Here is a 19,111-nt window from a genome sequence, read left to right on the forward strand (position 1 = left end):
CGCATCCTGCCTATTATCAGTTTTTGATATTGTAGAATAGCGGCTTTACCGGCAAATGACGCCGTTACCGCCACTTTTCAGAAAATGAGCAAAAGCGGCAGCGTAATTATGCATCAACGGAAAGGCGTTGCGTCGCCTGCCCCTTCACGCACCACTTCCGGCGCGGACTCGGTCAGATCAATCACCGTGGTCGGTTGCTGGCCCAGGAAGCCGCCGTGGATCACCAGATCCACCTGCTTGCCCAGATGATCGTTGATCTCTTCCGGATCGGATTCGGCAAAATCATTGCCTGGCAGCATCAACGTGGTCGACATCATCGGCTCATTCAGCACTTCCAGCAACGCCAACGCAATCGGGTTAGACGGCACGCGCAGACCGATGGTTTTGCGCTTGTCGTTCATCAGGCGACGCGGGACTTCTTTGGTCGCTTTCAAAATGAACGTGTAGTTGCCGGGGGTGTTGTTCTTGATCAGTCGAAACGCGGTATTGTCGACATAAGCGTAAGTAGACAGCTCGGACAGATCGCGGCACATCAAGGTAAAATTATGATTGCTGTCCAATTGACGGATACGGCAGATGCGTTCCATGGCCGTCTTGTCTTCCAGCTTGCAACCCAACGCGTAGCCGGAATCGGTAGGATAGACGATCACCCCACCTTTACGCAGCACATCCACCGCCTGGTTGATCAGGCGCGGTTGCGGGTTATCTGGATGGATATAAAAAAGCTGACTCATGACTTGCTCCTAAAAATGATGCACGCGGGCGGCATCGCCCACGTTAAATCAACTGACCTTGCCCTGCTGCGGTTGTGGCCAGTCACGCCACACGGGTTCAACCCCGCCGGGTAACCACAGTTTGCGGCCCAGTTCGATCCACGAGCAGGGCTGATGAAAGTCAGAGCCCTGCGACGCCAATAATTGATATTCCTGCGCATACTTTGCCAGTTGCGAACGCTCATGCGGTGCCTGCTGACACTGGGCAACCTCCATGGCATCCCCCCCTTGTTCGGCAAAGTGCGCCAACAACCGTTTCAGCCATTTGGCCGTCAGGTCGTAACGGCCCGGGTGCGCTATCACCGCCTGACCGCCGGATTGATGAATCACATCAATGGCTTGTTTTATTGTACACCACTGTGGCGGAACGTAGCCGGTTTTGCCTTTGGCCAGGTATTTCTTGAACACCTGAGCCATATTGTCTGCGATGCCAATCTGCACCAGATAACGGGCGAAGTGACCACGCGTCACCGCCCCACCGTCCGCCAACTTTTGCGCGCCTTCAAATGCACCGTCAATACGTGCTTTCGCCAGCCGGACGCCAATTTCCTGTGCGCGCAGGTTGCGGCGCTCAGTCTGCTCGGCCAACAATTGCACCATCGCCGGATGTGCAGTTTCAATCCCCAGACCCACGATATGAATCTCATGATTTTCCCACAGCGTGGAGATCTCCACCCCGTTCACCAACTGCAGCGGTAACGACAGCTCGGCAATGGTTGCGGCTGCGGCGGCTAAACCTTCGGTGGTGTCGTGGTCGGTAATCGCCAATACGCCTACCCGCATCTCAACGGCCCGTTGCACCAACTGCGCCGGCGTCAAATAGCCGTCAGAGGCGGTGGTATGGCTGTGGAGATCGTACAGGGTAAAGGCGGAAGGCTGGGGGCTGCTGTCTGTCAAAAGAAATATCCGTCAAAGGTTTGGCCTTCTATCATACCCGCGTTCGCCCGCAGGACGGAAATCTATTCTGGCCGACGGCCTGTTCCGCTCGATGAAAATTATTCACGCTTGCGGCTAAAACATTGTGTGAAAAGAGGGTTGACTTTATTCTCGCGAACCAGTTAACTAGTACACAAGTTCAGGGCGATACCCTGGTTGGATGATAAACAAGAGAGCACAGAAATGAATAAGCAAACTTCTCTTCTTCGTTGGTGGCGTACCTCCCTTTCGCGGGCGGTGTAATCACGCATACCTGTCATCTGACACTGCAGATTCCCTAAGCCCGCTGGTAACGCGGGCTTTTTTATGGACAAATTTTAACTGGAAGACCCAAGATGAACATCAAACCACAGCTTAAATTACTGAAGGCGGAGGCCAGTTACCGGGGCGATCCGACCACTATTTTCCACCAGTTATGTGGCGCGCGTCCGGCAACCCTGCTGTTGGAATCTGCTGAAATCAACAGCAAGCAAAACCTGCAAAGCCTGCTGGTGATCGACAGTGCCCTGCGTATCACCGCACTGGGTCGTATCGTCACCCTGCAGGCGCTGACCGCCAACGGTGCGGCAATGCTGCCGCTGCTGGATGAGGCGCTGCCGCCTGAAGTACAGATTCAGGTGCGCCCTAACGGCCGGGAACTGACTTTCCCGCCGATTGACGCTATCCAGGATGAAGACGCTCGCCTGCGGTCGCTGTCGGTATTTGACGCGCTGCGCACCCTGCTAACATTGGTGGATTCTCCCGCCGACGAACGTGAAGCCGTCATGCTTGGTGGCCTGTTTGCTTACGATTTGGTCGCCGGCTTCGAAGACCTGCCGGTACTGCGTCAGGATCAGCGCTGCCCGGACTTCTGCTTCTATTTGGCGGAAACCCTGTTGGTGCTGGATCACCAACGCGGCGTCGCCCGTCTGCAGGCCAGCGTATTCACGGCCGACCCGGCCGAGGAGCAACGCCTGCAACTGCGCCTGGAACAGCTGCAGGTGCAATTGAAACAGACGCCGCAGCCCATTCCTCACCAGAAGCTGGAAAACATGCAGCTGAGCTGCAACCAGACCGATGAAGAATACGGTGCCGTGGTCAGCGAGCTGCAACAGGCCATTCGTCAGGGTGAAATTTTTCAGGTGGTGCCGTCGCGTCGTTTCTCGCTGCCCTGCCCGGCCCCGCTGGCCGCGTATCAGACGCTGAAAGACAACAACCCAAGCCCCTATATGTTCTTTATGCAGGATGACGAGTTCACCCTGTTCGGCGCGTCGCCGGAAAGTGCCTTGAAATACGACGCCAACAACCGCCAGATTGAAATCTACCCGATTGCCGGTACCCGCCCACGCGGTCGTCGTGCCGACGGTTCACTGGACCTGGATCTGGACAGCCGTATCGAGCTGGAAATGCGTACTGACCATAAAGAGCTGGCCGAGCACCTGATGCTGGTCGATCTGGCGCGAAACGATCTGGCGCGCATCTGCCAGGCCGGCAGCCGCTACGTGGCCGATCTGACCAAAGTGGACCGCTACTCTTTCGTAATGCACCTGGTTTCCCGTGTGATCGGCACCTTGCGCGCCGACCTTGACGTGCTGCACGCCTATCAGGCCTGTATGAACATGGGCACGCTGAGCGGTGCACCTAAAGTGCGCGCCATGCAGCTGATTGCCGCTTCCGAAGGCACCCGTCGTGGCAGCTACGGCGGCGCAGTGGGTTACTTCACCGCCACCGGTGATTTGGATACCTGTATTGTCATCCGTTCCGCGTATGTTGAAGACGGCATTGCCACCGTGCAAGCCGGTGCCGGCGTAGTGCTGGATTCTGTACCACAGGCGGAAGCCGATGAAACCCGTAATAAGGCACGTGCCGTGCTGCGCGCCATTGCCAGTGCGCACCAGGCCAAGGAGGTGTTCTGATGGCCGATATCTTACTGCTCGATAACGTTGATTCCTTTACCTACAACCTGGTCGATCAGCTGCGCGCCAGCGGCCATCAGGTGGTGATCTATCGCAACCAAATTTCTGCCGAGGTGATTATCGAGCGCCTGCAGCAACTGACCCAGCCGGTGCTGATGCTGTCTCCTGGCCCGGGCACACCGGCCGAAGCCGGCTGCATGCCGGAGCTGTTGCAGCGCCTGCGCGGCCAGTTACCCATTATCGGCATCTGTCTCGGCCATCAGGCAATCGTCGAAGCCTATGGCGGGCACGTCGGCCAGGCCGGGGAAATCCTGCATGGCAAGGCGTCGGCCATCAGCCACGATGGCGAAGGGATGTTTGCCGGTATGGTGAACCCACTGCCGGTGGCCCGTTATCATTCCCTGGTCGGCAGCAATATCCCGGCCGAACTCACCGTTAACGCCCACTTCGGCGACATGGTGATGGCAGTACGTCATGACAAGCATCGCGTATGCGGTTTCCAGTTCCATCCGGAATCTATCCTGACCACTCACGGCGCGCGTTTGCTTGAGCAAACTCTGGCCTGGGCGCTGGCGAAATAACGAGAGGAAACGACGATGCAAACTATTCTTGAAAAACTGTACCGCTCAGAGTCGATGAATCAGCAGGAAAGCCAGCAGTTGTTCAGCGCCATTGTTCGCGGTGAGCTGGAGCCAAGCCAGTTGGCCGCGGCGCTGATCAGCATGAAAATTCGCGGCGAACGTCCGGAAGAGATCGCCGGCGCGGCTAAAGCGCTGCTGGCCGATGCCCTGCCGTTCCCGCGCCCGGACTACCCGTTTGCCGATATCGTCGGCACCGGCGGTGACGGCACCAACAGCATTAATATTTCCACCGCCAGCGCCTTTGTGGCGGCCGCGTGCGGCGCCAAAGTGGCAAAACACGGTAACCGCAGCGTTTCCAGCCGGTCAGGATCATCCGATCTGCTGGCGGCGTTCGGCATTCGTCTGGATCTGCCAGCGGAACAAGCGCGCCAAGCGCTGGATGACCTGGGCGTATGCTTCCTGTTCGCGCCGCAGTATCACACCGGTTTCCGCCATGCGATGCCGGTACGTCAGCAGTTGAAAACCCGTACGGTATTCAACGTACTCGGCCCGCTGATCAACCCGGCGCGTCCGCCACTGGCGCTGATCGGCGTTTATAGCCCGGAATTGGTGCTGCCGATTGCCGAAACCCTGCGCGTGCTGGGTTATCAACGAGCCGCTGTCGTGCACGGCGGTGGCATGGATGAAGTGGCGATCCACACCGCGACCCACGTGGCCGAGCTGAACAACGGCGAAATTGAAAGCTATCAGCTGACGCCAGAATCCTTCGGGCTGCAACGCTACCCGCTGGAGGCCCTGCTGGGCGGTTCGCCGGAAGAAAATCGTGACATTCTGGCAAGGTTGTTACAAGGTAAAGGTGACCCGGCGCACGCCGCTGCGGTGGCCGCTAACGTGGCGCTGCTGCTGAAGTTATTCGGGCATGAAGACCTGCGCCAAAACGCGCAGCAGGCACTGGACATGATTCACAGCGGGAAAGCTTACGAGCGCGTAACCGCACTGGCAGCAAGAGGATAAATGATGCAGGAAACCGTGCTCAACAAGATTGTTCGTGATAAAGCGCAATGGGTCGCAGCACGACAGCAACAACAGCCACTGGCCAGTTTTCAAAATGAAATCGTCCCCAGCGAGCGTGGCTTTTATCACGCGCTGCAGGGTGCCAGAACGGCGTTTATTCTTGAATGTAAAAAGGCATCCCCTTCCAAAGGATTAATCCGCGAGAATTTCGATCCCGTGGAAATTGCTTCGGTCTACAAAGATTTCGCCTCGGCGATCTCGGTGTTGACCGATGAAAAATACTTCCAGGGCAGCTTCGACTTCCTGCCGCTGGTCAGCAAGACGGTGACACAGCCGGTGCTGTGCAAAGACTTTATTATCGACCCGTATCAGATCTATCTGGCGCGCTTCTATCAGGCCGACGCCATTCTGCTGATGCTGTCCGTGCTGAACGACGATCAGTACCGTCAATTGGCTGCGGTAGCGCACAGCCTGAACATGGGCGTGCTGACCGAAGTGATCAGCGAAGAAGAGCTGCAACGGGCCATTGCTTTGGAAGCGCGCGTGGTCGGTATCAATAACCGCGATCTGCGCGACCTGAGTATCGATCTGGATCGCACTCGCCAGTTGGCGCCTCGCGTCCCACACGGGGTGACGGTGATCAGCGAGTCCGGCATCAACAATTACGGTCAGATCCGCGAACTGAGCCACTTTGCCAACGGTTTCCTGATTGGCAGCGCATTAATGTCGGAAACCGATCTCCGTGCCGCCGTACGCCGGGTGATCCTGGGCGACAACAAAGTCTGCGGGCTGACCCGTCCGCAGGATGCCAGCGCGGCCTATCAGGCAGGTGCGGTGTATGGTGGACTGATTTTCGTCGGGCGTTCACCGCGCTATGTTGATATCAACCGCGCCCGTGAAGTTATCTCGGGTGCCCCCCTGAAATATGTCGGCGTATTCTGCGACGCGCAGGTAGAGACCCTGGTTAAAACCGTCGAACGCCTGGGGCTGAAAGCGGTGCAACTGCACGGCTCGGAAGATCAGGCCTATATCAGCGCCCTGCGCGCCGAACTGCCTGCCGAGTGCCAGATTTGGAAAGCACTGAGCGTAAAAGACCATTTACCGCAGCGCGATTTGCAGCACGTTGATCGTTATCTGCTGGATAACGGCGCGGGTGGCACCGGGCAGCGTTTCGACTGGTCGGTATTGCACGGCGAAAACCTGGAAAACGTGATGCTGGCCGGTGGCCTGAGCGCAGACAACTGCGTTGACGCAGCCAAACTCGGCTGTGCCGGGTTGGACTTTAACTCCGGCGTAGAGAGCCAGCCCGGCATTAAGGATCCTGCCCGTCTGGCGGCGGTGTTCCAGACCCTGCGCGCTTACTAATTATGATTAACGGATAATAACGGGAACTAAAATGACGCTGCTTAACCCCTACTTCGGCGAATTTGGTGGCCAATATGTGCCGCAGATTCTGATGCCGGCCTTAAAACAACTGGAAGAAGCCTTTGTCAGCGCCCAGCGCGATCCAGAATTCCAGGCTGAATTTATCGACCTGTTGAAAAACTACGCCGGTCGCCCGACGGCTTTGACACTGTGCAAAAACCTCACTGCCGGTACCAAAACCAAGCTGTATCTGAAGCGTGAAGATCTGCTGCACGGTGGCGCGCACAAAACTAACCAGGTATTGGGTCAGGCGCTGTTGGCCAAGCGCATGGGCAAAACCGAAATCATCGCCGAGACCGGTGCCGGTCAACACGGCGTTGCCTCCGCACTGGCCTGTGCCCTGCTCGGCCTGAAGTGCCGCATTTATATGGGCGCCAAAGATATCGAGCGCCAGTCACCCAACGTCTTCCGCATGCGCCTGATGGGAGCGGAAGTGATCCCGGTGCACAGCGGTTCCTCCACGCTGAAAGATGCCTGTAACGAAGCGCTGCGCGACTGGTCTGGCAGCTACAAAACCGCCCACTATATGCTGGGTACCGCTGCAGGTCCGCACCCGTATCCGACGATTGTGCGTGAATTCCAGCGCATGATCGGCGAAGAAACCAAAGCACAAATGCTGGAGCGTGAAGGCCGCCTGCCGGATGCCGTACTGGCCTGCGTTGGCGGTGGCTCAAACGCCATCGGTATGTTTGCCGACTTTATCGACGATACCAGCGTCGGGTTGATCGGCGTTGAACCTGCAGGTTTAGGGATTGAAACCGGCCAGCACGGCGCACCGCTCAAACACGGCCACGTGGGCATCTATTTCGGCATGAAAGCGCCGATGATGCAGACTTCCGAAGGCCAGATCGAAGAATCCTATTCTATTTCCGCCGGCTTGGACTTCCCTTCAGTCGGGCCGCAACACGCCTATCTGAACAGCATCGGTAGGGCTGAATACGTGTCTATTACCGATGACGAAGCGCTGGACGCTTTCAAAGCGCTGTCGCGTAGCGAAGGGATTATCCCGGCGCTGGAGTCTTCCCATGCTCTGGCGCACGCGCTGAAAATGATCCGTGAAACGCCGCAAAAAGAACAGATTCTGGTGGTTAACCTGTCCGGCCGCGGCGACAAAGACATATTTACCGTTCACGACATTCTGAAAGCTCGGGGAGAAATCTGATGGAACGTTATCAACAACTGTTCAACCGCCTAGCAGATAAGAAAGAAGGCGCGTTCGTCCCGTTCGTTACCCTCGGCGATCCGAACCCGGCGCTTTCGTTGCAGATCGTCGATACCCTGGTTGAAGCCGGTGCCGACGCGCTGGAACTGGGCATTCCGTTCTCCGATCCGCTGGCCGATGGCCCTACGATTCAAAGTGCTGCGCTGCGCGCCTTCGCCTCAGGCGTGACGCCAACTCAGTGCTTCGAAATGCTGGCGGCGATCCGCCAGAAACACCCGAACATTCCTATCGGCCTGCTGATGTACGCCAACCTGGTATTCCATAAAGGCATCGATGCGTTTTACCAACGCTGTGCCGAAGTCGGCGTTGATTCGGTACTGATTGCCGACGTGCCGTATGAAGAGTCCGCGCCCTTCCGTGCTGCAGCAACGCGCCATGGCATTGCACCTATCTTTATCTGCCCACCCAATGCAGACGACGATTTACTGCGTGAAATATCCTCACACGGCCGCGGCTACACCTACCTGTTATCTCGTGCGGGCGTCACCGGTACCGAAAGTCGCGCTGAATTGCCACTTCATCACCTGGTGAATAAATTGCGCGAATACCATGCGGCACCGCCGCTGCAAGGGTTTGGCATTTCCGAACCGGCACAGGTTCGCGATGCGCTGCAGGCCGGTGCTGCCGGGGCGATATCCGGTTCGGCTATCGTTAAAATTATCGAGCAGAATCAAGCTAATCCGACAGAAATGCTGACGAAACTGGCGAATTTTACGCGTGAAATGAAAGCGGCTACCCGGGCATAAGGCTTCAACGGTGGGCGCAGCAGATTGCGCCCGCCGATAACATCTTGTTTACCCTCAAAGTTGTGCAATTTTTTTTACATCTAAAGTTTGAACAAACCCAATTCTTGTCTCACACTTAGCGTTGCGCGTCGGGCATTTCTTTATTTTTTAGGGGTGCGCTACGTCTTCAGGTGAAAACCCGAATGTAGTTTCAACAATAACATTGCATGGAGAGTAATTTATGAAGCTATTTAAAACCCTTTCGGTCTTGTGCATGGCTGCCGTTGTGGCATTCGCAGTGAGTGCCTGCGCGCCAACAGCGAAATCTGAAGGGACTGGCGGTTATATTGATGACACGGTAGTGACGACCAAGGTGAAGTCAGCGCTGCTGGCGGATAAAACCATCAAATCTACCGAAATCAGCGTCGAGACCTTTAAAGGTCGTGTGCAATTGAGCGGCTTTGTCACTTCGAGCGCCGATGCCAACCGTGCAGTGCAGGTAACTCGTGGTGTAGCGGGTGTGAAATCCGTCGAGAACGTCATGCAGATCAAGTAAAAATAAAACGGAGGCGCTGTATGCGCCTCCCTGTTTCACCGCTATCAGAAACGATAACCTGCCCCGAACATAAATACCCACGGATCCAAACGCGTATCTATGCTGTGATGATTACCGGCCGCATCGTCAAAGCGTGTTTTGGTTTCGATGTTCATCCACCAGACTGACATGTTCAGCATCCAGTGCTCATCCAGGTTGTAATCCAGGCCCGCCTGCGCGGCCACACCCCAGGAGTCTTTCAAACTCAGGTTGCTCAACCCGGCATCTTTGCCGTTGTCGTTGAATTTTTCATCGAAGAAGGTGGTGTAGTTCACGCCCACGCCCAGATACGGACGCAGTTTGTCCTGCTTGTCGCCAAAGTAATACTGCGCCATCAGGCTCGGCGGCAAGTCGTGCACCGTAGCGATATCACCGTTCACGGCGGAACCGTTCAAGCCCACCTTGTGGCGAAACGGCGTTGCAGCCAGCAGTTCGACACCAATATTGTCCGTAACCATATAGCCGAAGGTCAGGCCAAGCTGGGTGTTATTATTGGCGCTGAATGAGCCCTGCCCAAGTACATCATCCGATCCGGCATTTGGTCGTACGGTCGCAGAACCTGCACGGAAAAGAAAATCGCCTGCCTGATGCGCACTTGCCAACATAGGGGCCATCATCGCCGCCAATACCACCAGAGTTGTCTTTTTCATTATCCATTCCATTTGTGTGGTTATCATCCAAGGGGAATATACCTACTTACGGGTATTTATGATCCCATCGAGATCACATCTTATGTGTAAAAATTTTAATTCCTACTAAAAACAAGGTTACCTAAGAGACTAATAAATCGAGAATTGATCTGAATCAAAAAACGCTTTTTGTTGCAAATTGTTTACATGTTCAAATTTCAGTTGCTAAAAAAAACGCCGCTGCGTAATTTCATCTTCCGTGTTGGTTTTGGTTGGTGTCGTAAGGAGTCGGCGGGCAATCAAGATGAGCGAAATTCAAAATCCCTGTGTCAGTTGCGGCGCATGCTGCGGCTATTTTCGAGTGTCATTCTATTGGGCCGAAGCGGAAGATGGCGGCGGCGTGGTTCCTTTATCCCTAACAGAGCCGTTAACCCCCTTCCTGCGCTGTATGCAGGGGACCAACAGCAAGTCCCCACGCTGCACCGCACTCGACGGCGAAATCGGCAAAGCGGTTTCCTGTTCTATTTATCTTAATCGCCCCAGCCCCTGCCGTGAGTTCGATCAGTCGGGAGAGAATGGCCTGCGTAACGAAGCGTGCGACCGCGCTCGCGAACGTTATGGCCTGCCGCCATTGCCGGTTCCGTTGCCACTTTCTTTACCGATCGCCAAGATCGACGAAGAAATAGCCGTAGTGCAATTCGCGGGGTGCCACAGCGACGTGGAACAGGGTACAATCGCCCACTGATTTTGATTTATCTCTGTTTCTCGATGCCAAGGAGTCTGCATGCCTATCACGGCCAACACGTTGTACCGTGACAGTTTTAATTTTTTCCGTAACCAACTGGCCAGTATTCTGATACTGGCGTTGTTGACCGCGTTCATTTCTGTGCTGCTCAATCAGGTTTTCAGCCCTGACATCGAGCAGTTGAAGATCCTGAGCGCAACGGAAGGTGACTTTGCTGCGTCCGCCGGTATGGGGATCCAGGAAATCATTCAACAAATGACGCCTGAGCAGCAGATGGTGTTATTGAAGGTCTCAGCCGCCGCCACTTTCTCTGCGTTAGTGGGTAACGTGCTGCTGGTAGGCGGGATGTTGACGCTGGTTCGCCTGGTTTCTCAGGGGCAACGCCTGAGCGCCCTGCGCGCTATCGGGGCTTCGGCGCCGGAGCTGCCGCGCTTGCTGCTGCTGCTGTTTATTTGCACGCTGCTGATCCAACTGGGGCTGACGCTGTTTGTCGTGCCGGGTGTGATTATGGCGATCGCCTTCTCGCTGGCCCCGGTAATCACCACCGCCGACAAGAAAGGCGTGTTCGCGTCGATCAAACTGAGCTGCAAACTGGCTTTCGCCAATGCGCGTGTGATTGTTCCGGCAATGATGCTGTGGCTGGCAGCCAAGCTGCTGGTGCTGTTTATGGTGAGCCACCTGTCGGTGCTGACCCCGAACGTCGCCAGCGTGGTGCTGACGGCTCTGAGCAACCTGGTTTCCGCCCTGTTGCTGATTTACCTGTTCCGCCTGTATATGCTGCTGCGCAGCTGATCTTGCGACAGGCTCCAAATAAGGCACGCTTCTGCGTGCCTTTTTGTTTATGGGGCCGCGGCTGGTTCTGCCTGCTCCTTGCTTTGAATCAGCTTCAGTGCCAGGTACAAATCCGGTACCAGTATTAATTCCCGATCGCGTCCTACCCGGTTGATGCGGAACCAGCGCGTCAATTCGGTGCGTCGCCCTGCCAACACCAATTTAACGTTACGCTGTAACAAATCACGTTTCAACTCATCAATTGCCGCCAGGACGCTGATATCGGCATGGGTAAAGCTGGCCACGGCGTCCACCACCACCCAGCGCGGTTGAAACGGCGTGCTATCCACCAGGTTCAGGATCCGTCGTTTGAAATACGCCACGTTGAAATAGGTCAACGGCGAGTTGAAGCGATACATCATCACCCCAGGCACCGGCTTAATGCCGTTATTGTTGCCCATCGAGTGGATCATGCCTTCGTCATTGACGCCCAACAGCTGCTCCGTCGGGCGGAATACCGTGCGCAAGAACTGCATCAACCCCAGTAATACCGCCAGGCCAATACCGCTGATTACCCCCACCAGCAGTACACAAAGGAAGGTAAACATCGCCAACCTGAAGGCCTGCGCATTTCGGCGCCGCATGATCCAGATACCGCGAATATCCAACAGCGACCAGGCGGCATACATCAGTACTACCCCCAGTCCTGCCACCGGAATAAACTGCAACGGAGCCATCAGAAACAGCAACACGAAGGCAATCACCCCTGCCGCAATAATCGACACCAGTTGGCTCTTGCCACCGTTGGCGTCATTGACAGCCGTGCGCGAATCCGCCCCGCTGATGGCGAAACCCTGCGATAACGCCGAGACGATGTTCACCAGCCCCAGTGCGCGAAACTCCGCGTCCGCATTGACCTCATAGCCGTTCTTGGCCGCAAAGCTGCGGGCGGTCAGCATCATGCTGACGAAGCTCACGACCGCCAGGTTAAGCGCCGGGATCACCATATCGCGCAGCAAGCCTGGCTGAAAATCCGGCCACTGCACTATCGGCAATACGTCGCTAAAACCGCCTACCGTCACTACGCCGTGCTGCTGCAGCCCACCGGCCCAGGTAACAAAGGCCGCCAAAACGATGGCAAACAGCGGCGCCGGCCAGTTAGGCCGCCATTTTTTGAACCCGATCAGCGTAACCAGGGTCAGCAGCGAAACCGCCATGGTCAATACATCGCTGTGCATCAGATTGCCCGGTAAAGCGTAGATTCGCTCGATCAACTGCGCCGGATGCACGCCGAAACCCAGTACCTTGCCAATCTGATCGACCATGATGGTAATAGCCACCCCGTTGAGCAGCCCGCTGAGTATCGGTCTGGAGAGCAAGTCAGCAAGTGCGCCCAGCTTGAAACGGCTGGCTAACAGACACCAGGCACCCATCATCGCCGTCATCATGATGGTGAGCTGCCAGTGGCGCTCCATGTTGCCCGCCGCCAGCGGCGTCACCACGGCGGCAATGACCGCACAGGTTGCAGCATCCGGCCCGACAATGAGCTGGCGTGAGGAACCGAAGAAGGCATAGGCAACCATCGGCAAAATACAGGAATAAAGCCCCACCACCGGACTAACCCCGGCCAATTCGGCATAGGCAATTGCCACCGGCAAGGCAACGGCAGCCACGGAAAGCCCGGCGCGAATGTCCGGTTTAAGCCAACTGCGTTGATACCCTAATAAATGCGTCAAACCGGGCGTTAGCGCCTGGAGAGATTTCCACTGCATAACCTGTTTTCCGTTATAAATTATCCGGCTATTATTGGGCGTATCATGCGATGCCAATGCCGCGCTGGCAATCCACACGCCGCGAACTCGCGACTTCAATCGTAAGTTTATGCAAATTCCTGCTTTCACGGCGGAAATCCGTTGGCCAAACGCCGATAATCAGCGCTTCCCAGCGGTACACAGAACCCGCCAAATCCGGTATAGTCGGCCGATGAACAGATGATGGATTGATTTATGAAGCAGTTTCTTGATTTCCTCCCGCTAATTGTCTTTTTCGCCTTTTATAAGCTCTACGATATTTACGTGGCCTCTGGCGCGCTGATTGTCGCCACCGCCCTGGCGCTGGTGTTCACCTGGTTCAAGTACCGCAAAATCGAGAAGATGACGCTGATCACCTTCCTGATGGTGCTGGTGTTCGGCACCCTGACGTTGGTGTTCCATAACGATTTGTTTATCAAATGGAAAGTGACCATCATCTACACGCTGTTCGCGCTGGCGCTGCTGATCAGCCAACTGATGCTCAAGAAGCCGTTGGTGCAGCGCATGCTGGGGAAAGAGCTGACGCTGCCGGATAAAGTCTGGAACAACCTCAATCTGGCCTGGGCGGTGTTCTTCCTGGTCTGCGGTCTGGCGAACATCTACGTCGCGTTCTGGCTGCCTCAAAGCGTTTGGGTCAATTTTAAGGTGTTCGGCCTGACCGCGCTGACGCTGGTATTTACCCTGTTAAGCGGTATTTATATTTATCGGCACATGCCGGAAGAACAGAAAAAATAGTTACAAAATTGTTAATGCCCGTAGCCTTTGCTACGGGCAGTATAGTGAAATCCCTTCTTTGATAAGCAGACAGCTATGACTCAACAACGACCTTTACCCAGTGGCGAAATGGTGCTGCGCACGCTGGCGATGCCGGCTGATACCAACGCCAACGGTGATATTTTTGGCGGCTGGCTGATGTCGCAGATGGACATCGGCGGCGCTATTCAGGCAAAAGAAATTGCCGAGGGACGCGTAGTAACAGTACGCGTCGATGGTATGACCTTCCTGAAACCTGTCGCCGTGGGTGATGTGGTATGTTGCTATGCGCACTGTATCCGTACCGGGCGCAGTTCTATCACCATCAATATCGAAGTGTGGGTCAAGAAAGTGTCCTCCGCCCCGATAGGCCAGCGTTATCGCGCAACCGAGGCAGTATTTACCTATGTCGCGGTGGACGATGAGGGCAACTCACGGGCCCTGCCCGACGGAAAAATGAATTTCCGTGTAGGTTTCGATGAATAAGCCGTAGCGACAAAATTCGTTTTCAATTAGCCCGATGCATCCCATCGGGCTTTTTTATTGCTGCTGATTAATCAACGCGTTTCAATAACGCCTTTTGGCGGTTAAAGGCCTGTATCTTGATTTTGCTTGTGTATAATCAACCGGGTACCCTCACGACGTGGGACGCCAGAGTCGGCCTATCGCTATCTTGGTCAGTGCTCCGCCTATCAATTCATCTTGTGGCATAAAACTGAGGTTATAAGTAGAGAATGGCTACCCTTAAAGACGTTGCACGCCATGCCGGTGTCTCTGTAACAACCGTATCTAACTTTATTAATAATAAAAAAAAGCTAAAAGATGATACCCGGCAGAGCATTCTGGAAGCCATTCAGGCTACCGGCTACCGACACAATGCCTTGGCCGCCTCACTCAAGAAAAACTCTGCCAGTTTAAAAAGCATTGGCATCATTTCGATCGTCGACCAAAACCCCTTTTTCTCCGAGCTGTTTTTCAAGCTGGAAAATGAATGCTTCAAGCAGGACTTTACCGTGATCTCCTGCTTCCGCCATGCCGATAAAGAGGATTTGCACACCTACATTAATTTAATGTCGGGCCGCGTGGACGGCATCATCCTCATATCGTTGAAGCGCGACAAAATTGATACCGTAATCAAACAGATCCATGCGGTGCCGGTGGTGGCTATCGCTTTCGATATCGGTGATGTGATGAGTTTGTGCGGGGGTACAGAGTTCAATTTACATAATGAGACTGGCGGCTATATAGCAGGACGGTTCTTGCTGTCCAAAGGGCACAAAAAAATTGCCTGTGTGACCGGGCCCAAAGCGTTAAAGACAACAACAAACCGTATCGCGGGTCTGAAAAAAGCACTGGGGGAATTTAACCTGCCTGAAGACGCCGTCGACTATATCGAAGGAAACTACACCTATCAGAGCGGCGTTGACGCCATGTATCAACTTTTTTCCTCCGCAGCGTTACCAACGGCCATTATCTGTCATAACGATTTAATGGCCATTGGCGTGCAGAATGCGGCGAATGAACTGGGCTTGAAGATCCCCAGGGAGCTTTCAGTCATCGGTTACGATGATATAGAAATGTCCAAATTGTCTTTCCCGTCACTCTCCACGGTTAGAATTCCTTTGGACGACATTGCTTACCAAGCCCTGGAAGGCCTGACCATGAAAATGTCTCATCCAGGGAGTAAAGCCATAATATCAATAACACCTAGCCTGGTCGTCCGGGGATCGGTCAGTGAACCCGTCGATTTTGGAAAATGACGTTCAGAAACTAAACCGTCGCCTTTTCCACCATGGTCGCCATATAGAGATCAAGCACCCCCTGGTGATCAACCTGAACGCAAACACGTTGCTTCGGTTTCCTGCTCCACTCATCAATCGGGTAACGTTTCCCCCCCTCTTTAAGCAGGGTATGCCCGATGGCCGGCCCTTCAGTAATCACCCGTATAGCGCCGACTTTGACGTCGAACAGCTCAGGGGCAATCGCATAGACAATGGCCGAAGAGTCGTGCACATAAAACCCTTCCATACCCATTTCCCGTTGATGAAAGTCCGCATAAAAACGCGTTATGCGATAAATGAACTCACCGTATCGGGCTGAATCCAGACGTAGTCGATCAATATATTCGCCAGTCATTACCGTTTGCTGAGTAACGTCCAGCCCAACGACAGTCACCGGCCAGTCAGCGGTCATCACCCTGTCGGCCGCATGCGGGTCGCCGATGATATTGGCTTCCGCGAAGGGAGTCACATTGCCCGTATGGCCGTTATGGCCAAATGCTCCGCCCATCACAATCACCTCTTTGACCAGGCCGGCAATGCTGGGATCCTTTTCAACCGCCAAAGCCAGATTGGTTAACCTGCCGACGGCGATTAAGGTAATCTCGCCCGGATGGGCTTTTACGCTATCGATAATGTAGTCATGAGCCGCTCGCTTATCGATGCCGTGATACTCCGCCGCAGGAATATCTATATCTCCCAATCCATTTAACCCATGGACAAAAGTGGTTGGCTCACCCGCCGCGACGACCAGCGGGGTATCTGCACCCATCGCAACATCCGCAGTCAGACCAAACCGCTGCTTGATATACAGCGCATTTCTGGTGGCATTCTCGATAGTCGCATTGCCAAAAACGGTGGTAATCCCCATCAGCTCTATCTCTGAACTGGCATGTGCCAGCAGCATCGCCATGCTGTCGTCAATGCCGGGATCCGTATCAAAAATGACTTTTCTCTTCATGAATATATTTCCTTTGTGGATTTGGTGTTTTCAATCTTCTCGAGTATCAGACAGGCAACAATGGCGATACAGACGGCGGTAAAGCCCAGGACGGTCATGACCATCGCGCTGGCCACCCCGAACCGATCAACGATGGCGGCAGACAAAGCCGGAGAGATCGTGCTGCCCACGGTTCCGCACGTCAGTAAAAAGGTAACCAGCACGGCCGGAGAATTTTTCACCTGTTGAGAGCCAACGGAAATGCCTAATTTATAGACGCACGAGGTCAGAAAACCGAAGCCGAGTGTGAGAGTCAGGAATACCCTTGGGTTGTGAGTTATGCTCAAGTAAAAGGTCACCAGGATCGCAATGATAGAGACCGCCACTAACATGACCCGTGCGGGGATTTTATTCACCAGTATGGCTGCGGTGATTAAACCAAACACGGATGGCCCCCAATAGTTGCCCACTGCCGCCCCGGACTCCGCCGCGGACAAACCAAACGTCTGCTGCAAGTAACTGGGCGACCAGGTCAGGAAAGTACTCTGAGCAAACAGGTAAACACCGAGCGCAAACCCCATTAAAACCACTCTGGGGGTCATCACCTCTTTCCAGTTAAACCTGGCGCCTGGGGTGTTTGCTTTATCGGCTTCGGCCAAATCCCCTTTCGGATATTTCAATATAAAGGTGCTGATAAACACCAGCGCGGCAATCACGCCCGCCAGTCCGTAGGCGGCAGTCCATTGCATATTGGCCGCAATGATCATTGTCGCCATCGAGGGAAAGATAAAACCGGAAGCGCTAAAGGCACAATCAGTGGCTATAAAGGCGGAAGCACGTTTGTTTTCGTTGAAAACTTTGGAGATAAGCACTGCGCCGCCCGACAAACCGGTGCCGCAGCAGGTGCCCAAAACAAAAAGATAGAACGAAACAACGAACGGATTTCTGACATCCAGAAACACCAATGCGGCCAGAACAACCAGGAAAATGGCATAGGTGACACGCAGGATGTGACGGATTTCAAATCGAGAATACACCGCCATCGAGATGAACGTTCCCAAAAGCGTGCCACCGGTCAGGTAAGAAAACATCGCCGCGGCGTCCGTGATGCCCATACCCAGATAAACAGACATCGGTTTAATAACAATGCCTATCTGAGTGAGGAGACCCGCCATCACCATATAGGTCATAAATGAGACAGACAGTAAGCTGGCTTGGTAAGAACTCATGGTTTTCCCCGAAAAGGTTTAACGTTACACCATTTCATTTTGTTTTATGTGCCGAGAAGTTGAAGTGATCGGGTTCACAATTAAGTTAAATGAGCGTTAATGTTGCGTGAAGTGAGAGAGAGATCGGCTTTTGTTCAATAAATCAGGTTGAGGTGCGTGTTTCACTGTCAGGCGCAGTGAGGCAGGTTTTCTATAGCAGGACTTAATAAAGGTTTATCGTTACACCATTTAGCTTCAATAAGACGTATTGCAGGATTAAGGCAACGCAAAGCGAATTTCAGGCAGCAAAAAGGGCCGCCGAAGCGACCCTTGTCTTTAATTAACCCTAACCTGTCGGTCAGTTCATTTCCGTGGTGCCGTTAATTTTAAAGCGAATATTCACGGTACGATCTTTCGCTTCTTTGGCTTCATAACGCCACTTACGCATTGCCTGCTTCACTTCACGCTCGAACATATTGCGCGGTTCCGCAGACAGAATACGCACGTTGCTCACACGGCCGTCGCTGTCGATATCGAACTGTACCCGTACATTGCCTTCAATCTGCAATGCTCTGGCACGCGGCGGATAAATCGGATCGACACGGCTGAGCGCCCTCGGTGCCACATCACGCGAATTACCCGCAACCGGGGCTGACGGTGCCTGCTTAACTGGCGCTTTGTCGATAGGCTTGGCCGGCTGGTTATTTTCAAACGGCGAAGGCTCACGCGGCTCAGTTTTCTGCGGTTCACGCTTGACCGTTTTTTCGACCTTCGGCTTAGGTTTTGGTTTCGGCTTGGGTTTTACCGGCTCAGGCTTCAATATCGCCTTCGGCGGCGGCTCCGGGATCGGTTCTGGTTCTGGTTCGGGTTCAGGCTCCACCTGCGGTTCTGGCTCCGGCTCGGCCGGCGCAGGAGGTGGCGGCTCCGCCATCGCGGCGGTATTGACCATCATGACGCTGATTGGCGCATCTTCAGGTTTGGGCAACTCCATCACTTCTTTGACAGAAGCATAGAGCAGACCCGCCACCAGGGCGCTATGTAAGCCAACGGACAGGACAATCGGCACGGACAAACGGCGATTAAGGAACATCTTTTTTAGCGGCATAATGATTCTGTTTCCTCTGGTTCGCCAAGTTTAAATGCAAATAGCAATCATATTCAATAACGAATGGCAAACTATCGCTCTAATCGTCGTTATTCATCGCTAAAACCTGCAAACTCATGGGGATATTAACCTTCCATTTGCCTTTTCACCGAGGCTTTTACACGCTTCATTAACCTGATTTACCGCCGCCAAGAACTAAAAAACC

General features: G+C 54.3%; 17 protein-coding genes, 1 pseudogene and 1 other annotated feature. Of the genes and pseudogenes, 11 read left to right on the plus strand and 7 right to left on the minus strand.

The genetic code is table 11. The features are described from left to right. Positions 1-113: 113 nt before the first annotated feature. Positions 114-734 (minus strand): L-threonylcarbamoyladenylate synthase, encoded by a 621-nt coding sequence (locus tag H0S68_RS13190; protein WP_020827149.1) that lies wholly within the window; start codon positions 732-734, stop codon positions 114-116. A 48-nt stretch (positions 735-782) separates the two neighbouring features. After that, on the minus strand, positions 783-1,670 hold the full coding sequence (gene rnm, locus H0S68_RS13195; RefSeq protein WP_046373391.1) for an RNase RNM: 888 nt from the start codon (positions 1,668-1,670) through the stop codon (positions 783-785). A gap of 243 nt (positions 1,671-1,913) precedes the next feature. Next, positions 1,914-2,017: a sequence feature (Trp leader region), on the plus strand. Positions 2,018-2,044: 27 nt separating this feature from the next. Here rnm and H0S68_RS13200 point away from each other — a divergent pair. From H0S68_RS13200 to H0S68_RS13225, 6 genes and pseudogenes are all read left to right on the plus strand, one after another. Next, on the plus strand, positions 2,045-3,604 hold the full coding sequence (locus H0S68_RS13200) for an anthranilate synthase component 1 (protein WP_128864673.1): 1,560 nt from the start codon (positions 2,045-2,047) through the stop codon (positions 3,602-3,604). Further along, positions 3,604-5,199, plus strand: a pseudogene (gene trpD, locus H0S68_RS13205) (bifunctional anthranilate synthase glutamate amidotransferase component TrpG/anthranilate phosphoribosyltransferase TrpD). Before H0S68_RS13200 ends, trpD begins: the two are co-directional and overlap by 1 nt. Positions 5,200-5,202: 3 nt before the next feature. Continuing rightward, positions 5,203-6,564, plus strand: a complete 1,362-nt coding sequence (gene trpCF / locus H0S68_RS13210; protein ID WP_172958990.1) for a bifunctional indole-3-glycerol-phosphate synthase TrpC/phosphoribosylanthranilate isomerase TrpF — start codon at positions 5,203-5,205, stop codon at positions 6,562-6,564. Positions 6,565-6,595: 31 nt separating this feature from the next. Next, entirely contained in the window at positions 6,596-7,786 is a 1,191-nt protein-coding gene (trpB, locus tag H0S68_RS13215) for a tryptophan synthase subunit beta (RefSeq protein ID WP_020827155.1), read from the plus strand. Beyond that, a complete protein-coding gene (trpA, locus tag H0S68_RS13220) occupies positions 7,786-8,592 on the plus strand; it encodes a tryptophan synthase subunit alpha (RefSeq protein WP_128864675.1) in 807 nt (268 codons plus the stop codon). Before trpB ends, trpA begins: the two co-directional genes overlap by 1 nt. A gap of 220 nt (positions 8,593-8,812) precedes the next feature. Beyond that, positions 8,813-9,127 (plus strand): BON domain-containing protein, encoded by a 315-nt coding sequence (locus H0S68_RS13225; protein WP_020827157.1) that lies wholly within the window; start codon positions 8,813-8,815, stop codon positions 9,125-9,127. A 44-nt stretch (positions 9,128-9,171) separates the two neighbouring features. On the opposite strand, the gene ompW is transcribed toward H0S68_RS13225, so the two are convergent. After that, positions 9,172-9,816 (minus strand): outer membrane protein OmpW, encoded by a 645-nt coding sequence (gene ompW / locus H0S68_RS13230; RefSeq protein ID WP_020827158.1) that lies wholly within the window; start codon positions 9,814-9,816, stop codon positions 9,172-9,174. A gap of 283 nt (positions 9,817-10,099) precedes the next feature. On the opposite strand from ompW, the gene H0S68_RS13235 reads away from it, so the two are divergent. Further along, positions 10,100-10,540 carry a YkgJ family cysteine cluster protein gene (locus tag H0S68_RS13235; RefSeq protein ID WP_020827159.1) on the plus strand — a complete coding sequence of 147 codons (441 nt, stop codon included), beginning with the start codon at positions 10,100-10,102 and terminating at the stop codon, positions 10,538-10,540. Positions 10,541-10,579: 39 nt separating this feature from the next. Next, positions 10,580-11,332, plus strand: coding sequence for a YciC family protein (locus H0S68_RS13240; protein ID WP_044551674.1), 753 nt, complete (start codon positions 10,580-10,582; stop codon positions 11,330-11,332). Positions 11,333-11,379: 47 nt separating this feature from the next. On the opposite strand, the gene H0S68_RS13245 is transcribed toward H0S68_RS13240, so the two are convergent. Continuing rightward, positions 11,380-13,083 (minus strand): SulP family inorganic anion transporter, encoded by a 1,704-nt coding sequence (locus H0S68_RS13245; RefSeq protein WP_020827161.1) that lies wholly within the window; start codon positions 13,081-13,083, stop codon positions 11,380-11,382. 234 nt (positions 13,084-13,317) lie between these two features. On the opposite strand from H0S68_RS13245, the gene H0S68_RS13250 reads away from it, so the two are divergent. The 3 genes from H0S68_RS13250 (at position 13,318) to H0S68_RS13260 (ending at position 15,635) form a co-directional block, all read left to right on the plus strand. Further along, complete coding sequence (locus H0S68_RS13250) at positions 13,318-13,857, plus strand: septation protein A (protein ID WP_410528757.1); 540 nt, start codon at positions 13,318-13,320, stop codon at positions 13,855-13,857. 75 nt (positions 13,858-13,932) lie between these two features. After that, positions 13,933-14,361, plus strand: coding sequence for an acyl-CoA thioester hydrolase YciA (gene yciA / locus H0S68_RS13255; protein WP_020827163.1), 429 nt, complete (start codon positions 13,933-13,935; stop codon positions 14,359-14,361). A 248-nt stretch (positions 14,362-14,609) separates the two neighbouring features. Next, positions 14,610-15,635, plus strand: a complete 1,026-nt coding sequence (locus H0S68_RS13260; protein WP_259217460.1) for a LacI family DNA-binding transcriptional regulator — start codon at positions 14,610-14,612, stop codon at positions 15,633-15,635. Between the two features lie 10 nt (positions 15,636-15,645). On the opposite strand, the gene H0S68_RS13265 is transcribed toward H0S68_RS13260, so the two are convergent. From H0S68_RS13265 to tonB, 3 genes are all read right to left on the minus strand, one after another. Beyond that, complete coding sequence (locus H0S68_RS13265; protein ID WP_410528758.1) at positions 15,646-16,614, minus strand: nucleoside hydrolase; 969 nt, start codon at positions 16,612-16,614, stop codon at positions 15,646-15,648. After that, positions 16,611-17,822, minus strand: a complete 1,212-nt coding sequence (tsgA, locus tag H0S68_RS13270; protein ID WP_410528759.1) for an MFS transporter TsgA — start codon at positions 17,820-17,822, stop codon at positions 16,611-16,613. Before tsgA ends, H0S68_RS13265 begins: the two co-directional genes overlap by 4 nt. A gap of 337 nt (positions 17,823-18,159) precedes the next feature. Next, a complete protein-coding gene (tonB, locus tag H0S68_RS13275) occupies positions 18,160-18,906 on the minus strand; it encodes a TonB system transport protein TonB (RefSeq protein WP_020827167.1) in 747 nt (248 codons plus the stop codon). Between the last annotated feature and the right edge of the window lie 205 nt (positions 18,907-19,111).

It is taken from the genome of Serratia sp. AXJ-M (assembly GCF_046531865.1).
GTDB classification, from domain to species: Bacteria; Pseudomonadota; Gammaproteobacteria; order Enterobacterales; family Enterobacteriaceae; genus Serratia; species Serratia liquefaciens.

Excerpts from the sequence above, each read along its gene's own strand:
- yciA (WP_020827163.1), top strand. The coding sequence starts at position 13,933 with ATGACTCAACAACGACCTTTACCCAGTGGCGAAATGGTGCTGCGCACG.
- H0S68_RS13250 (WP_410528757.1), top strand. The coding sequence starts at position 13,318 with ATGAAGCAGTTTCTTGATTTCCTCCCGCTAATTGTCTTTTTCGCCTTT.
- H0S68_RS13260 (WP_259217460.1), top strand. The coding sequence starts at position 14,610 with ATGGCTACCCTTAAAGACGTTGCACGCCATGCCGGTGTCTCTGTAACA.
- tonB (WP_020827167.1), bottom strand. The coding sequence starts at position 18,906 with ATGCCGCTAAAAAAGATGTTCCTTAATCGCCGTTTGTCCGTGCCGATT.
- H0S68_RS13200 (WP_128864673.1), top strand. The coding sequence starts at position 2,045 with ATGAACATCAAACCACAGCTTAAATTACTGAAGGCGGAGGCCAGTTAC.
- trpB (WP_020827155.1), top strand. The coding sequence starts at position 6,596 with ATGACGCTGCTTAACCCCTACTTCGGCGAATTTGGTGGCCAATATGTG.
- H0S68_RS13190 (WP_020827149.1), bottom strand. The coding sequence starts at position 734 with ATGAGTCAGCTTTTTTATATCCATCCAGATAACCCGCAACCGCGCCTG.
- H0S68_RS13225 (WP_020827157.1), top strand. The coding sequence starts at position 8,813 with ATGAAGCTATTTAAAACCCTTTCGGTCTTGTGCATGGCTGCCGTTGTG.
- trpA (WP_128864675.1), top strand. The coding sequence starts at position 7,786 with ATGGAACGTTATCAACAACTGTTCAACCGCCTAGCAGATAAGAAAGAA.
- ompW (WP_020827158.1), bottom strand. The coding sequence starts at position 9,816 with ATGAAAAAGACAACTCTGGTGGTATTGGCGGCGATGATGGCCCCTATG.
- H0S68_RS13235 (WP_020827159.1), top strand. The coding sequence starts at position 10,100 with ATGAGCGAAATTCAAAATCCCTGTGTCAGTTGCGGCGCATGCTGCGGC.
- trpCF (WP_172958990.1), top strand. The coding sequence starts at position 5,203 with ATGCAGGAAACCGTGCTCAACAAGATTGTTCGTGATAAAGCGCAATGG.
- H0S68_RS13265 (WP_410528758.1), bottom strand. The coding sequence starts at position 16,614 with ATGAAGAGAAAAGTCATTTTTGATACGGATCCCGGCATTGACGACAGC.
- H0S68_RS13240 (WP_044551674.1), top strand. The coding sequence starts at position 10,580 with ATGCCTATCACGGCCAACACGTTGTACCGTGACAGTTTTAATTTTTTC.
- H0S68_RS13245 (WP_020827161.1), bottom strand. The coding sequence starts at position 13,083 with ATGCAGTGGAAATCTCTCCAGGCGCTAACGCCCGGTTTGACGCATTTA.
- tsgA (WP_410528759.1), bottom strand. The coding sequence starts at position 17,822 with ATGAGTTCTTACCAAGCCAGCTTACTGTCTGTCTCATTTATGACCTAT.